The following is a 16,099-nucleotide window of genomic DNA, read 5'->3' as shown; positions in this document are numbered from 1 at the left end:
TAAGGTTGTTTTTCTATTAAATCAAAAGTTGGACTCCAAATAATCATTTTTCTGTCTTATTTCTGATTTTGCCAATTGGGAGATACAAATTTAACTTACATTGTCATGGAGGAATAAATATATCGGTTCATGCCATCAAAAGTTTGGAATGATGTATGGAAACCGGATTACATTTAACTATTGAAACAATGAAGATAGCAGGATTATATGAAACGCATATCCAGGTACGTAATCTGGAGGAGTCTGTCAATTTTTATACGAAGGTGCTTGGTCTGCGGATTGCACATCGTGATCCCAATCGACCTATCGTTTTTTTGTGGGTCGGTACAGGTAAGGAATATATGCTGGGACTCTGGCAGGAGGAAGCAAATTTTCAACCGCGGCATTTTGCTTTTAGAGCCAGTAAAGAAGATATCTTGAATTACGCAGTAGACTATCTCAAGGAAAGGGATTTGCAGCCTTACAATTTTTTGAAAGATGGTGTAGAAAAACCAATGGTATTTGCCTGGATGCCGGCATTGGCAATTTACTTTAACGATCCAGATGGAAATCAATTGGAATTTATTGCCCTATTGGAAGGCGAGGGGAGGCCAGAATTGGGGGTAATGTCTTACGAGGATTGGTTGCAGCAGGAATAAAAAATAAGCGGCTATTTTATTAGCCGCTTATTTTTTATGAAAGGAGGTTGACAGGCAGCCTTGAATGGATCGAGCTGCACCGTTAACCCTTTGATAGTCTAGTAATGGCTTCGTCCCGCGTAGCAACAAAGTTGATCTTACGGCCTTTATTACTTTCGTAGATAAAATCATTCAAACTTTTGCTATTATAAATGGAAAAGTCACCAACAATAGCAACGTCAAAATCGTACTGCGTATATTTTTGAAGAATTTCCCCCGCCAACTTCGTTTTGAGTTCAAAAAAATCAGCCGAAATATTTTCTTGGTATAAGATTGCTTTGTATGCTTCCTGTGCGCCACAGTCTACCATGATCTGTAAACCATCATCGAGATTGTTGATGAGGATAGCAGTGTCTTTTACTTCAGCGATATTTCTATCGTTTACTTGGATAACGTCGATTTGCATAGTCGTAATATATTGAGTAGTAATGATTGTCTTTAAGCCCTAAAGATTGCTCTATCCGGCAAAATCTTTCAGCATATCAATAGATGGGCAGAAATATAATGTGCCACTCTTGGCTGTACTAAAGTCCAGAATACGGTCGTAATTACCTTCAGGCTCACCGATAAACATTCGCTTTAGCATTTGTGTCACAGTACTAAATCTACTGGCATAAGCAATAAAATAGGTGCCCATTTGATTATTGGCGATATTACCAAAAGGCATATTGTCCCTGACGATTTTGAGATCATCGCCTACATTGGCTAAGGCCGAATGCGAATTTGTAGGTTTTACCTCATCCGCCATTTCAATATCATTGGTTTTACTTCGGCCAATAACTTTTTCCTGTTCGGATACCGGTAAGGCTCGCCAGCTGTTCATGTCATGAATGTATTTTTGAACAAAAAGATAGCTGCCCCCTTTATAGGCTTGATCTTCATCTCCAATAATACCAAAGAAAGGACGGTCTTCACCTGTCGGGTTTTCGGTGCCGTCGACAAAACCTAGAATGCTTCTTCCATCCCAATAACGAAAACCGTGGATTTCTTCCTTGCAATCAGTAGCTACTGCCAGTGCAGCGGAAATTTCGGCTGCCATGTCAATACAATAGCTTTGTTCTTCAGCTCGGATATGAAAATGGAGATCACCTGGGGTAGCAACAGCGACATGTTTTTGACCTACGATAGGCTCAAAAGGAATCAATTCTTTTGGTAATGGCTCCTGTAATGCTAATTTTTTCCAGGCATGATAACTGATCCCCATGACGATACTCGCTTTTATACCAGTAGAACGTACCTGAGCCGAATTATTCAGATTGACGACCAGGGCACAGATCCGTTCAAACACCGGTTTCAGCTCTTTATTTTCCTGAAAATTCCATACCATGAAAACGGTATTGTTGCTGGGTGAATCGATAACATTCTGGGCTTGATTGTTCATAAAATATTGTGTTGATTGGACATTGACAATAATACTAAGCTACAAATAAATTTATTTCCAAACAGATCAAATTATTCTGCTGAGGTTGTTTTTTTGTATAATGACTGGATTTCTTCGATCACTAAAGCTGGATTATCGTAAAAGATATGATGTTGTGCGTTCGGCTCCAAGATATACTTTCTGTTGTCCTTTTCGTCTGCAAACTTTTTTAATGCGGCCACAAATTTACTTTTGTCGGGTTCTTCAAAAGGGGTAATGCCTGAACCAATAATTGTCATTGGAATGGTTGCATGTGGCGCTACTTCATGTAAAATGGCTGTTGAATTCTCATAATTCATCGTCAAATGATAGAACCCCAAACTCTCTTTTTTGATCTCCTGAAGTCGGTCGGCATATTCAATCTTTAATGATTTTCCACGCTCCATTGTCATAAAATAAGGCGAGACAATATCTATCATCACCGCACCAAGTACCTTCCCCTTGTTTTCATCGGCAAATTTCAACGTATAATTACCGCCAAAGGAATGTGCGACAAAGAAATATTGGTCGTGATAACCCAATTTATTCAGCGCCCTTTTTAGATCAGCGACTTCAGTTGATAGATTGACATTTACGGTATCTATACCACTTTTTCCGAAACCCGCCCGATCGTAGGTGATTAATGGTGCATCTAATCTGGCTGATAGTGGGGCCAATATCTGTTGCCATACAGAGGCATCGTTTCCAGCTCCTGATTCAAAGATGATGGGAATTCCTTTTCCAGCTGTAATATTAAAATGTAAGCTATGCTGACCAACACTGATTGTCGTGTCTTTCGATTGCGCAAACAGATCGAACGTGGAGAGTAGCAGGAAAATAGAAAAGAAAATAGGGTGTATACGGATCATATTGAATTCATTAAATCTTAGCTCTCACCTCATTCATTTTGAGCGTCATTGATAGCGCTTCTGTTTCGATCCAGTTGCTGTAATCTTCGATGGCTTTTAAACGCAGTTCATCTGTAATATATCCCTCTATTACCATTTGTTGCGACTGGGCAACTTTGATCCAGATTCCAAGATTGGTCTGAAAATGATCATCGCCCTTGGTATAGGTCTGATCGGCGTTGATCGTCTCAATGGCTGTAAATCCCTGTTGTTGGAGTAAAGTGGCAATTTCATCTGCGACACGATTGTTCATGCCCGCATCGGCACGCCATTTCAGAAATGTATGATAAAACTCCTGCATACTGGTCGGTGGTGCTGGGTTCCATTCAATTGCGGTATGGTTATAATCCAGGATCGAAAGCTGTCCTCCGGGTTTCAACCAGGATTTGAACCGTTGTAAGGCTGCAGGAATATCACTTAACCATTGCACTGTTCTTGCAGTCATAATCAGGTCAAACTGATGTGGGGGCTCATAACTGAAAATATTATCACAGACCAGACTAAGATTGGCGCTGTTACAGTACTGTTGATTCCCTATATCTATAAAAGATTGGGTGTTGTCTAAACCGATCACTGTTCCGTCCGCGATAAGTGATGCGGCTTCATTTGTCAGTGTTCCGGTACCACAGCCGACATCGAGGATAGCTAAACCGGGTTTTAACAAGGAAAGAATAGTCCGATAGTCATTTGCTAATGTTCGTCTCTCAAATATTTTATTTGCCTGTTGGTCTTTTCTATCAATAAATTTCTCTTTCATTTGATTGGTTTAGTGTGCCGTAAATATAATTTGCTTTGACGATAAAACAAACTTCTTTTTGATTGAATGGATAGATACTTCCAAAGCCACCACTGACAAGAATCATCTGAATTCGGTGTGCCCTGTATAGCTGGATACATTTGTTTAATCGTTCCTGCAGTCTCTCCGAGGGACTACCGTCGGGATTGATTTTATTACCGAGGACAATACCGATAGCCGCTTTGGTGTTTTTGTCACGCAACCCATCGATGCAAATCAATGTACTTTGGATCAGAAATACGATAAGCCCAAGTTTCATCCCTGATTTAATGATCTTCAACATGTTCTTTAGCAATTGATTTTTTAGTTAAACAATTCACCGTCGCTACATATTTTGAAAATAGGAAAAAATAGGGTTAAAAACTAAAAGACTTAGGTTACAGCAAAAAAAGACCTAGGGGTGTTCCAGAAAATAAAATCTTTCAGCGGATAAGATGTTAATTGTTTAGGGGGATTTCTTTTAATGGTGTTTTTTTGATTAATAGTTTTGTTTAAACAAAATCATTAAGTATTTGTTAAATATATCAAACAACTATTTTATGAAGTATCTTTTTTCAATTATTTTAATTGTGTTCCTCCTGCATGGAGAGACGAATGCCTGCACCAGGGTGGTCTATAAGGGACCCGGTCAAACGGTTATTACAGCACGTAGCATGGACTGGAAGGATGATATTGCTGCGAATATTTGGGTATTTCCGCGAGGTATGCAAAGAAGTGGTGAAGTGGGGCCGCAGTCGCTGACCTGGACATCACAATATGGAAGTGTGATTGCTAGCGCATGGGATATTGCGACCGTGGATGGACTGAATGAAAAGGGACTGGTCGCTAATGTACTTTGGCTGGTTGAGTCTACTTACCCTAAATTTGATCCCACGGGAACAAAAAAAGGCGTAGCGATCTCAGCTTGGGCACAATATGTACTTGACAATTTTGCGACGGTGGCTGAGGCCGTGAAGGTGTTGCAGGACGAGCCTTTTGTAATTGTGAGTGACTATATTCCGGGAACCGAAAAGTTTACAACCGTACACTTATCCCTTTCGGATGCAACGGGTGACAATGCCATCTTTGAATATATCAATGGAAAATTGGTTATTCACCATAATGCAGCATATACGGTGATGACAAATTCACCCGTATTTGAGGAACAGCTGGCTTTAAACAGATACTGGCAGGGAATCCCGGGGACAATTATGCTTCCGGGCACCAATCGGGCTGCAGATCGTTTTGTGCGTGCTTCGTATTATATCAATGCCATACCACAAACGGAGGATACACGAACCGCTGTCGCGAGTGTATTTAGTGTCATTCGTAATTGCTCTGTCCCATTTGGTATCAGCTCGGAAACTGAACCTAATATTTCCTCTACCCGATGGCGGTCAGTCGCGGATCAAAAGAATAAAGTTTATTATTTTGAGAATGTGTTGACTCCGGGAACTTTATGGGTGGATCTTACTAAATTTGATTTGAAAAAGGGCTCCCCTGCAATGAAACTGGATTTAAAACAGAGCGTAGCAATTAATGGCATCTCAAATGGACTATTTAAATCTGCCAACGCCTTTAAATTTATGGGTATATAGTCGTTTAAAAATAATAAAAGCCAATGGGGTGTCCGATATTTTTGGACACCCCATTGGCTTTTAATTCATTTGTATTCCCCAGAGCCTCTTTTCAATGGTCAGTTCTCATGGGCTTCGCTTTTTATTTTTAGGACAGCTGCCTTGCTTTTATTTAACAGTGGTGCCATCCGCGATCTCTTCATCGGCTTTACTCACAAGCCGCATGGTAGGATTAAGATTGCCAAATATTTCTACCTGTCCATCAATGCTACGTCCTTTTTGTACCGGAACACGACTTGTTTTATTGTCTACAACGGCGATGACAAAACTTCCCTCACCTGAGGTAAAGACTGCTGTTTTGGGGACAACAAAGGTGCTATCCTGAGAAGTCAGGGGCAGCTCGACCTCAGCAACCATACCCGGGATGAGTTTGTTGTTGGTATTGGTAATGTCGATTTCAACTCTTTCAGATCTGAATCTGCTATCCAGCGCCCCGGATTTGCGTGCGATCTTACCTGAAAACTGTTGACCCGGCAATGACTTTACGGTAAACTGCAGCGGTTGATCTGCTGCCAGGAAGCCTGCGTATTGTTCGGGTACGGCAACAGCCAAGCGGAGCTTGCTCTGTTGCTGGATGGTCATGATAGGCATCTCCGAACCTCTGCCCGCTGGTCCGACATACGCCCCCTGATTGACATTACGTGTAGCGATAACGCCATCAAATGGTGCGCGTATTTCGAGGTAGTTCAGTAGGTTCTGTACCTCCGCATAGGCTGATTTTGCTGCCTGAAATTGAGCGAAATCAGCATTCTTTTTTGCTTCAGCGACTTCGAGATCCAGACGTGCTACGGTACCCTCAACTTTACTGGTTTCGAATAGTCTATCGTAGGTACTTTTAGTGGCCATGTAAATCGCTTCCTGCGACTTTAATCTTGATTTTGCAGCCGACAATTGTGAACTCAATTCTGGTGCCTCAAGTACAGCTAACAGCTGTCCGGCCTGAACCCGACTGCCAATGTCAACTTTTAATGCCCGTACATAGCTGCTCACTTTGGCATAAATTTCTACCTGTTGAAATCCACTGATCTCGCCGGGTATCTGCATTTTGTTTGTTAGTTTCTGTTTAGACGGCGCAAATGTTTCCATTACTGGACTTGCCGTTACCGCTGCCACTTTTTTGCTGTTTTCCTCAGCTGCGGACTGACATCCGGTTAAGTAGGCGAGTAGGCCTACTGCGGATAATATTTTTAGGAGATTGTGTTTCATGATAAAGGTTTTAATGCTGCGATATAATGTTTACTTTCTTCGTCTTCTGGATCTAAGGAGATCGATTGGGTGCTACTTTTCTCTTGTGCCCAAGCAAATATCAACGGTAAAATCACCAGTACGGCAAAAGTGGAGAAGAGTAAGCCTCCGATAACGGCACGTCCCAATGGTGATACTTGTTCACCACCTTCACCATGACCAATGGCCATTGGTAACATCCCGACAATCATGGCCAAACTGGTCATAATAATTGGACGTAGACGCAGGGAAGCTGCTTCACGTGCTGCTGCCAATGCATTTTGATTGTGCTTGCGAATATGCTCTGCATTGGTGATCAATAGTACCGCATTGGCGATGGATACACCCACAGACATAATAATACCCATATAGGATTGCATGTTGAGTGTTGAACCGGTCATTAAGAGCATCAGTAAGGATCCAAGGACAACTGCTGGTACGGTGGTGAGAACAACCAAGGATACTTTGAACGACTGAAAGTTGGCCGAAAGCATCAGAAATATCACAATAATTGCTACCGCCAGACCTGCCTGTAGGCTATCCATGGTTTCATTTAATACTTTTCCCAACCCGATTTGCTCCACCGAAAGACCGCGTGGAAGTTCGCCCAAAGCTTTAATACTACGTTGTACATCATTGGAGGCTGTTTTCAGATCCGTATGGTCGATATTGGCGGTGACAGAAATGTAGGGCATGGCACCTAGGTTGTCGTTCTCGCCATAAGTATAAGATGGCGTAATGGTTGCAATATCGCTCAGTATTGGCCTTGACGAATTTTTTAACAATGGAATTTCTCCAATCTCTTTCTCGTCTTTCATTTTATCAATGGGAACCTGTACTTGCACATTGTAGGATAGCCCCGCTTTTTCATCAATCCAGGTATTTTTCTCAGTATAACGGGAGGACGATGTTGCTGCGATCAATGATCGGGTCACTTCTGCAAGGTCAATACCTAGCTGAGCGGCACGTACCCGGTCAATATTGATGTCATAGGACGGGTATTTGATGGATTGCGCTAGCTGCACATCCCTGAAATAGGGAATAGCTTTCAGTTCTTCGATTAATTTGCCTGCATATTTCTCATTATTTTTTTTGTTCTTGCCGGCAATTCGCACCTCGATCGGTGTTGGTGAACCTTGGCTCAAGACTTTATCAGTGAGTTCGATGGGTTCAAAGGAAACTTGCACATCTGGAAGAGCGGCCTTGAGTCGCTTTCTGTATTCATCGCGGAAGCTGTCCATATCGTGCTCGTAATCTTTAAGGGCTATTTGAAAAACTGCCTCATGAGGCCCAGCCATAAATAGATAGATCGGTGATACAGAGAACTGCCCGGGGTGCTGGCCAATGTACACGGAGGAGATCCCTATATGTTCTTTTCCAACGAGTTTTTCAAGTTCGGCCAACGCGCGTTTGGCTTTCTCTTCGGTACGTTCGATACGGGTCCCTTCAACCGCACGCAGACGCATCTGAAATTGGCTCGAATTGACCTTTGGAAATACGTCCTGTCCAATCGTATTGAGCAAAACGAGTACAAGGCTTATGGCACCACCTAGATAGACGACGGTGATTATTTTCTTCTGCTTGAACAATCTGTCGATCATTTTCATAAACTGATTTCTAAAGCGTTCAAATAGGCTGATCTTGCCATCGTTGTTAAAATCTTCCCGTTCAACAAGAAGTTTCTTTTGATTCAGGGTATCTTGTTCGGATTCAACGGATAGACCCGTTTCGGCAAATTTTATTTCATCTGCATTCAGTCCTTTTGGATTTATTTTATGTGGACCGGTTTTGTGATGATCTTTCATAAGCCAGTTGGCCATGATCGGTACAAAAGTTTGTGACAGCAGGAAGGAGATAATCATGGAGAATCCAATGGACAGGGCCAAGGGTAAGAATAGGGATCCCGGAATACCTGTCATCGTAAATGCAGGCGCAAATACGGCAAGGATACACAATAAAATCAACAGTTTTGGTAGGGCAATTTCCTTACAGGCATCCCAGATTGCCAATGCTTTGGGTTTGCCCATATCCAGGTGTTGGTGTATATTCTCTATCGTGACTGTACTCTCGTCAACGAGGATGCCGATTGCTAGTGCCAATCCACTCAGTGACATTAGATTGATCGTCTGTCCAAATAGTTTCAGGAAGAGCACGCCCGAAATAACAGAGATTGGGATTGTTAAAATAACGATTAAAGCTGCTCTACGGTCGCCCAAAAATAATAAGACCATCAGACCGGTGAGTATTGCTCCGATAGCGCCTTCGGTAATCAAACTTTTGACGGAGTTGATGACATAGACGGATTGGTCAAACTCATAGGATAGTTTGACATCCTCGGGAAGGGTATTCTGTATTTTTGGAAGTGCGGCCTTCAGATTTTGTACGACTTCCCAAGTGGAGGCATCACCGGCTTTGGCAATGCTGACGTAGACCGATCGTTTACCATTGACGAGTGCATAACCTGCCGTGACATCGGCACCATCTTTTACAGTAGCTATATCACCCAGATACAGATTTTGTACTCCGCCTTTAAAAAGCGGGATTTTCTCAAAATCCTTCACATCGCGAATGGTGTTGTTGGTGGGGGTAATATAGTTTTTATCTTTTATACGGACATTTCCGGCAGGTGCGGTTTGATTGTTGAGTTTTAACGCTTCGACGACCTGATCAGGGGTCATGTTGTGACTGCGCATCAAATCGGGATCAACATTGACTTCGATTGTACGCGGACTACCTCCAAATGGTGGCGGGGAAAGTAATCCCGGTATGGAGGTAAAAGAAGCCCGTACATAGACATTGGCTAGATCCTGTAGTTCGTTGTTGGAACGTTTATCACTGCTGAGTACAAGCTGCCCTACAGGGAGTGAAGACGCGTCAAACCGGATAATAAAGGGCGGTTGTGATCCCGGAGGAAAGGAGGCCTGGATACGATTAGCCAATGCACTCAATTCGGCTGCAGCCTGAGCCATGTTGGTGTCTTCGTAGTATGAGATCTTCATTAAGGTCAGCCCCTGGATGTTTTTGGTCTCAATGGATTTGACCCCGTTGGCAAAAAGCAGGATATTGACGTAGTTTTTAGCAAAATAAGACTCCATCTGATCTGGAGAATAACCTCCAAAGGGGTGCGCAATATAAATAACAGGAAGGTTCATTTTGGGTAAAATGTCTACCTTGATGGTGCGTACTGCGCCTATTCCAAATACAATAAGTCCCATGACCAGTACAAGAATGGATATCGGCTTACGTAAGGCAAAACGTATTAAATTCATGCGGTGTTATTTATAGTTCTTTGTTGAAAATATCGAAATCTCCAGCTGCTGCGGCTTTCAGCAAAAGTGATTGCCACAGGTTGATATGGACGATTTCGCGATCTGTTTCGGCTCTATTAAGTGTATATAGGGTTTGGGTGACATCCACAAGTGTCGCTAGACCGTTTTTGTACATAGCCATCTTTTGATTGTAGGCCTGTTGGGCCGCTGATACTTGTCGGGGGGCTTCGATATCGCTCTGTTGTGCTAATCTGATCTTAACGTCGGCGGCATCCAACTGTGCAACAAACTCTGCTGCGGTGGTTTGATATTCCTCCCGTAAAGCATCGTTGGTATGCCGTTGTGCGCTGATTTTTTTGTTGATTCGGGCGATCGTGGTTAAATTCCAATTGATCCCCAAGCCCAAAAGATAGTTTTGTCGGTTGGGACGGATACCATCCCAGTAGTTTCTTGTAAAGGCATGGAGGTCTGTTGTGTAATCGCTTTTGAAGCCAGAACCTCTTGCCTGGAAAACACCGAAGGCCGATAAGGTGGGCAGATATTCCTTGTTTGACAGTCGCAGCTGTTGTTCACCAACTTCAATCCGGCTTTTGTAATATTGAAGCACGGGATTATTGTCCACCAGTGTCGGGTCGGTCGTCAGTAGCTGGGTGGGTGTTTTTGTTACCAGCGCAGTGTCAATCTGAAGGTCTGTTGCGTTGATCCCCATCAGTACCGTTAATTTGTTGTTTTGCTCCTTCACATTTTCTCCGGCCTGATTCAAACTGATCTTCGCGCGGGATACTTCTGCCGAGGCCAAGGTTGAATCGACACCGGGCAAAATCCCGTTCTTGGCTTTGGTGGCCGCGATGTTAAAGAATACCAGAGCGCGGTCAAGGTTCTTCTGTTGATTTTTTTGAAGACGCTGGCTCGCCAGAAGATTCAGATAGACTGCGGCAATCTTGATCTTATGTTGAAATTGTTCTTGTTGGAGATCAATTTCCAATCGTCTACTGTCCGCTTTACTCAATTCGATGCGCTCTTTCCTGCGACCAAAGGTGTAGATATCCCAATTGATGTTGGCAAGATAAAGCGCTCCAAAAGCGGAATTCCAATTTTGCTCCGGAAGTGCCGCACCCGAAGAAGCAACACCGAGTCCGCCAAATCCATACAGTGGACCATTCTGTCCATTGATGGTTCCATAATCTTGTTGCGCTGCAACGGTCAAATTAGGCCAGAAGTCGCGTTTTACCTGTTCGTTGGTCTGTAGTGCTGACTGGACATAATACGCCTTTGCCTTAATAATTCCATAATTTGCAAGACCTTGGTCTACGGCATCACGGATGGTAAGCTTTTGTGCAAATGAGGTTGAGGTCGCAAGTGATACAGCCAATGACAACACTAAATTCAATTTCAGCATAGGTTATATATCATTTTATGGAAGCGAAGATAGTGCTGAACGTTGTTGTATAGTCCGTTTAAAATGATCTATGGCGTTTAAAAGTGACCAATGTAATTCGTCATTTATTTTTCGGTGGTTATAAACTTAATACTTTTACTTTGTAACAGATTTTTAACAAAATAAGGGAGTATGAGAAAGGTTCTGGAAAATAAGATCATACAGGAAACCATGTTGCTGGTTTTCTCGTTTATCCTCTTTACGCTGAATGACTGGATTCTGATTTTGAGTTGGAAAGGCTTCTTGATGGGGGTGATCTATTTTTTGATCTTATATATCCATGCGCAGGTGAACCGTTTTTTTCTGCTGCCTCTTCTGCTTAAAAAGAATAAAGCCACATTGTATGCTTTATCGTCGATAGCAATATTACTGGTGTTTGCTTTGGTGCTAAAAGAAATAACGGAAAACTTTATTTATAAGAACTGTTTTTTGTATAAAAGTATCGCTCAGAAAACATTTCATTATCAGGTCGGCGTATTATTGGGCTCGTTGATCTGTATTTTGGGCAGTATCCAATTTATTGAATTCTATCGTTTTCAGCGATTGAAAACGCGACGGGAACTGCTCTCCAATCAGACACAATTGTCTAATTTGAAAAAACAGCTGAACCCCCATTTTTTGTTTAATACCTTAAACACCATTTATGGTATCAGCCTTAAATTTCCGGAACGTACCTCTGAATTGATTATCAAGGTGTCACAATTGCTACGTTATCAGATGGAAAGTAGCGACAAAGAATTTGTTTCAATGGATGATGAGATTGACTTTATTTCGAGTTATATCGAATTGGAACGCGAACGTCTGGGCTATCGAACCAAGATTGACTTTGATTATCAACGGGAAGAGGGTGTCAAGTACCAGATTGCGCCGATGCTATTGATCACATTTGTAGAGAATGCTTTTAAACATGGCACCTGTAGTATAGAAGATTGTTACGTAGCAATTTCGATCAGGATTGAAAAAGGGAACTTATATTTGCATGTACGAAATTCAGTTCCCGTGAAAAAACGGAATGTTTTTTCGGCAAAAATAGGTTTGGAAAATACGATAGCGCGATTAAAATTGCTCTATCCCAACCGCTATCAATTAAATACAAATGCAAGTAAAGAGGAGTTTGAGGTGTCTTTAGTTATAAATCTTTAGCCATGGAGAAAAATCGCTGTATTGTGGTTGACGACGAACCAGCTGCACATTATGTATTGGTAAATTATATAGAAAGAAGCGCTGATCTGAAATTGGTGGCGCAGTGCTATAATGCCTTTGAAGCACTGGAATATCTGCGCAATAATCGGGTTGACCTGATCTTTCTGGATATTGATATGCCCGAAATTACTGGAATGGAATTCTTGAAAATGTTGGACAATCCACCCAAAACGATCTTGACAACAGCCTATTCAGAGTACGCATTGGAAAGCTACGACTATGGGGTGGTGGACTATTTGTTGAAACCCATATCTTTTCCTCGTTTTATTAAAGCTGTACAGCGCTTTCTGTCTTTTAACCAGAGTACAATCCCACAGGAGGAGGAGCCAAAAACAATTAGTATCCGTATGGATGGGCGGTTGATTGAGGTGAAGCTTTCTCAAATCGATTTTATCCAGAGTTTTGGTAATTATGTAAAAATTGTGACACCGGCACAGACTTATCTTACTGCCAGTACAACCCAGCAGATCTTAACGCAGGTGCCTGCTTCCAAATTTGTCCGCATCCATAAATCGTATATTGCCTCCATCAACAAGGTTAGCAAATATGAACATGGCATGGTGCAGATCAATGATATGAGTCTGCCTGTTGGGATCACTTTCAGAAGAGAACTACAAGAACGCTTAGGGAACAGGTAAAATCATGCTTCAGCACTTACATGGGGTTGATGGAGCACCGGAAAATTCATTGAATTTGCAATAAAACAATATTCATTGGCTTTTTTGTGGAGGGCTATCGCTTTGGCGATCATTTCTGGTCGCTGTACACGGATTGAGGGGCTAAGTATGACCTCTTTAAAAAAGCCCTTGCCACTTTCCTCTTCCATCATTGTCCCTGTGGCATGGTCAATATACGATTCCACGATAATATTGTTGACCGAACAGAAATGAAGATACCATAGCATGTGGCAGGAGGATAGGGACGCAAGTAAGAGATCTTCGGGATTGTGCTTGTTGGGATCCCCGCGAAATGCCGGATCAGAAGAGCCCTGGATAATCACTTTGTCCTTTATGCTGATCTGGTGACTTCGTTCATAGTTTTTATAATGATCTGTACCACTTCCTAAATTGCCTGTCCATTCGGCAGTCGCTTTATATTGATGTTCTTTCATCGACAAAATGATGTTTTTATTGCTTATTCCTTGTGAAGTTATAAAATATTAGAGACATTTCGTGCCATAAATTCCAATTGTCTATGGAGAGGTATCGGAGTTGCCAATCTGCTTATGTAGTGATCATGCTTTTCTTTTTTTTGCTAATAATAAAATATACTTAATGGTATTTTATTGTATATATTTGCATCATGTTATTCGATTTAAAATTTTTTAATTTTTTTAATTAAACTTTTATAGGATTTTTTTGATAATTTATATACCGAATGGTATTATTATTTAGTGTCGAATGTAGGTAGCTCAAAAAGGCAGGTATTAGCGTGATAAATAGGAATTAAGTATAAAAATAATTTGAGATATGGAACAATATGATCTAGTCATTATTGGCTCTGGACCCGGCGGATATGTTGCGGCGATTCGTGCTGCCCAATTGGGGTATAAAACGGTATTGGTTGAAAAATACAATACATTAGGTGGAACATGTACCAATGTTGGTTGTATTCCGACAAAGGCTATTTTGGACAGCACCCACCATTATCACGATGCTATGCATCATTTTGCGGCACATGGAATTACGGTCGATGGTTTGTCAGTAGACTTTGGACGGCTGTATGCGCGTAAAGACCAAGTGGTTATGCAAAATACGCAGGGACTCAACTTTCTTATGCGGAAAAATAAGATAACGGTGATGCAGGGTGCAGCGTCTTTTGTGGATAATTCGACATTGAGCATTGTAAAGAAAGACAACGTTACTGAGCTTATTCAGGGCAATAAGATCATTATCGCCACAGGGTCGAAACCGGCTACTATTCCTGGGGTAGTGATTGATAAGGAAAGAATCATCACTTCAACAGAGGCTTTATCCCTAAAGACGCAGCCAAAAAACATGGTTATAATTGGTGGTGGTGTGATTGGCGTGGAAATGGCCTCTATATTCAATAGATTGGGCGTTGAAGTTACGATCATCGAATATGCGGATCATCTCCTGGCAAATATGGATCATGAACTAGGGGATGGGCTCAAAAGAATCCTATCAAAGGAAGGGATCAGCATAATGCTTCAACAGGCTGTTTATAAAGCAGAAAATTTGGGCGATAGCGCGCAGGTCTCGTTCAAAACTCGTTCTGGGCAGGAGCGGGAAATAACGGCAGACTATGTGTTGGTGGCTGTAGGTCGCAAAGCTTATACCGAAGGATTGGGGCTGGAAAATACGGATGTTCAATTGGATGCTAGGGGAACAATTGTGGTGAATAATCAGTTGGAGACCGCTGCCTCCAATATTTATGCGATCGGAGATGTGATCGGTGGGGCGATGTTGGCCCATAAAGCGGAGGAGGAGGCAATATTTGTTGTTGAACAGATCAATGGGCAAAAACCGTATATACATTATGATCGAATACCTGCTGTTGTATATACCTGGCCTGAAGTCGCATCTGTAGGTTTCAGCGAAGAGGAACTCAACGCGAAGGGAATGAAATATACTGTTGGGAGCTTTCCATTTTCTGCCAATGCCCGTGCACGTGCGGGAATGGACACTCAGGGCTTTGTGAAAGTTTTGGCGGATCCGGTCTACGGTGAACTGCTGGGTGTACATGTGCTGGGAGCAAGGGCTGCAGATCTTATTGCGCAGGCAGTCGTAGGGCTGGAATATGAAATTACGGCAGACAGTATGGCCAGGATTTCTTATGCCCATCCGACGTATTCCGAAGTAATGAAGGAAGCACATGTCATAGCATCAGGACGACCATCGATCAATATCTAACTGTATTTGACTTGCAGAAGGTCATGTAGGTGACTTTCTGCAAACAATAAACAATTGATAGAAACTTTGGTTCGGGGTTTGGGATAAACTATATTTGTTAAATATCAATTCGTATTGTCGCATGGATCAACATATATTAGCGGAAAGCATCCTGAAACAGATTGATCTTACGATGGAGGAAATGGATCTTTTCTTTTCCTTTGTCAAATTAAAAAAGGTCAAGAAAAAACAGTTTTTGTTGTTGGAAGGGGATGTGAGCCGTTATGCGCTATTTGTCGTTTCGGGTTGTCTGCGCAGTTATTGTGTAGATGAAAATGGGTATCAATATATTCAGCAGTTTGCACCCGAAGGTTGGTGGATAGGAGATATGTATAGTCTAGTCACGGGTAAACCGGGATATCTTGCCGTTGATGCTGTATTTGATTCTGAAATTGCAATGATCGCAAAAACAGATCTCAATAGATTGTATACGGAGATCCCAAAATTGAATATCTATTTCAGGGTGTTGGCAGAAAACGCCCTGGTATATTACCAGAGCCGTGCCATGGAAAATCTGCGTTTGACTGCAAAGGAGCGTTATGAACGATTTTGCACACGCTATCCTAGCTTAATAGCCTGTCTTCCGCAAAAGCAAGTGGCCGCCTATATTGGCGTGACCCCAGAATTTTTGAGTAAGATGCTGAATCAGTAAGGGAA

At 42.1% G+C, this 16,099-nt stretch carries 15 protein-coding genes; 6 read left to right on the top strand and 9 right to left on the bottom strand.

Going from position 1 to position 16,099, the window contains the following annotated elements:
• Positions 1-188 precede the first annotated feature (188 nt).
• Positions 189-638: a VOC family protein gene (locus OGI71_RS13880; protein WP_282256101.1), complete on the top strand. Its 450-nt coding sequence runs from the start codon at positions 189-191 to the stop codon at positions 636-638.
• Between the two features lie 82 nt (positions 639-720).
• On the opposite strand, the gene OGI71_RS13875 is transcribed toward OGI71_RS13880, so the two are convergent.
• The 5 genes from OGI71_RS13875 to OGI71_RS13855 form a co-directional block, all read right to left on the bottom strand.
• Positions 721-1,083 (bottom strand): DUF4180 domain-containing protein, encoded by a 363-nt coding sequence (locus OGI71_RS13875; protein ID WP_120259014.1) that lies wholly within the window; start codon positions 1,081-1,083, stop codon positions 721-723.
• A 51-nt stretch (positions 1,084-1,134) separates the two neighbouring features.
• Positions 1,135-2,058, bottom strand: coding sequence for a Dyp-type peroxidase (locus tag OGI71_RS13870; RefSeq protein WP_282256100.1), 924 nt, complete (start codon positions 2,056-2,058; stop codon positions 1,135-1,137).
• Between the two features lie 71 nt (positions 2,059-2,129).
• Positions 2,130-2,945, bottom strand: coding sequence for an alpha/beta hydrolase (locus OGI71_RS13865; RefSeq protein WP_282256099.1), 816 nt, complete (start codon positions 2,943-2,945; stop codon positions 2,130-2,132).
• Positions 2,946-2,955: 10 nt separating this feature from the next.
• Complete coding sequence (locus OGI71_RS13860; protein WP_282256098.1) at positions 2,956-3,741, bottom strand: methyltransferase domain-containing protein; 786 nt, start codon at positions 3,739-3,741, stop codon at positions 2,956-2,958.
• Positions 3,722-4,063 carry a hypothetical protein gene (locus OGI71_RS13855; protein ID WP_282256097.1) on the bottom strand — a complete coding sequence of 114 codons (342 nt, stop codon included), beginning with the start codon at positions 4,061-4,063 and terminating at the stop codon, positions 3,722-3,724. Before OGI71_RS13855 ends, OGI71_RS13860 begins: the two co-directional genes overlap by 20 nt.
• Before the next feature lie 256 nt (positions 4,064-4,319).
• Here OGI71_RS13855 and OGI71_RS13850 point away from each other — a divergent pair, with 256 nt between their 5' ends.
• Positions 4,320-5,357, top strand: coding sequence for a linear amide C-N hydrolase (locus OGI71_RS13850; protein ID WP_282256095.1), 1,038 nt, complete (start codon positions 4,320-4,322; stop codon positions 5,355-5,357).
• Positions 5,358-5,504: 147 nt separating this feature from the next.
• On the opposite strand, the gene OGI71_RS13845 is transcribed toward OGI71_RS13850, so the two are convergent.
• Genes OGI71_RS13845 through OGI71_RS13835 form a run of 3 tightly spaced genes read right to left on the bottom strand, consistent with a single transcriptional unit; the run spans position 5,505 to position 11,288 of the window.
• On the bottom strand, positions 5,505-6,602 hold the full coding sequence (locus OGI71_RS13845; RefSeq protein ID WP_282256092.1) for an efflux RND transporter periplasmic adaptor subunit: 1,098 nt from the start codon (positions 6,600-6,602) through the stop codon (positions 5,505-5,507).
• Entirely contained in the window at positions 6,599-9,889 is a 3,291-nt protein-coding gene (locus OGI71_RS13840; protein ID WP_282256091.1) for an efflux RND transporter permease subunit, read from the bottom strand. The genes OGI71_RS13845 and OGI71_RS13840 overlap by 4 nt, the downstream gene beginning before the upstream one ends.
• A 10-nt stretch (positions 9,890-9,899) precedes the next feature.
• Positions 9,900-11,288, bottom strand: coding sequence for a TolC family protein (locus OGI71_RS13835; protein ID WP_282256090.1), 1,389 nt, complete (start codon positions 11,286-11,288; stop codon positions 9,900-9,902).
• Positions 11,289-11,459: 171 nt separating this feature from the next.
• Here OGI71_RS13835 and OGI71_RS13830 point away from each other — a divergent pair, with 171 nt between their 5' ends.
• Positions 11,460-12,470, top strand: a complete 1,011-nt coding sequence (locus OGI71_RS13830; RefSeq protein WP_282256088.1) for a histidine kinase — start codon at positions 11,460-11,462, stop codon at positions 12,468-12,470.
• A gap of 2 nt (positions 12,471-12,472) precedes the next feature.
• The gene (locus tag OGI71_RS13825; RefSeq protein WP_282256087.1) at positions 12,473-13,168 is read left to right on the top strand and encodes a response regulator transcription factor; all 696 of its coding nucleotides are present in this window, start codon (positions 12,473-12,475) and stop codon (positions 13,166-13,168) included.
• 2 nt (positions 13,169-13,170) lie between these two features.
• Here OGI71_RS13825 and OGI71_RS13820 read toward each other — a convergent pair whose 3' ends face one another.
• Positions 13,171-13,641: an OsmC family protein gene (locus OGI71_RS13820; protein ID WP_282256086.1), complete on the bottom strand. Its 471-nt coding sequence runs from the start codon at positions 13,639-13,641 to the stop codon at positions 13,171-13,173.
• Positions 13,642-13,999: 358 nt separating this feature from the next.
• Here OGI71_RS13820 and lpdA point away from each other — a divergent pair, with 358 nt between their 5' ends.
• Complete coding sequence (lpdA, locus tag OGI71_RS13815; RefSeq protein WP_282256085.1) at positions 14,000-15,403, top strand: dihydrolipoyl dehydrogenase; 1,404 nt, start codon at positions 14,000-14,002, stop codon at positions 15,401-15,403.
• A 121-nt stretch (positions 15,404-15,524) separates the two neighbouring features.
• A complete protein-coding gene (locus OGI71_RS13810) occupies positions 15,525-16,094 on the top strand; it encodes a Crp/Fnr family transcriptional regulator (RefSeq protein WP_282256084.1) in 570 nt (189 codons plus the stop codon).
• Positions 16,095-16,099 lie beyond the last annotated feature (5 nt).

The organism is Sphingobacterium sp. ML3W (genome assembly GCF_029542085.1).
GTDB lineage: Bacteria > Bacteroidota > Bacteroidia > Sphingobacteriales > Sphingobacteriaceae > Sphingobacterium.
This window is presented reverse-complemented; position numbering and strand designations above follow the sequence as displayed.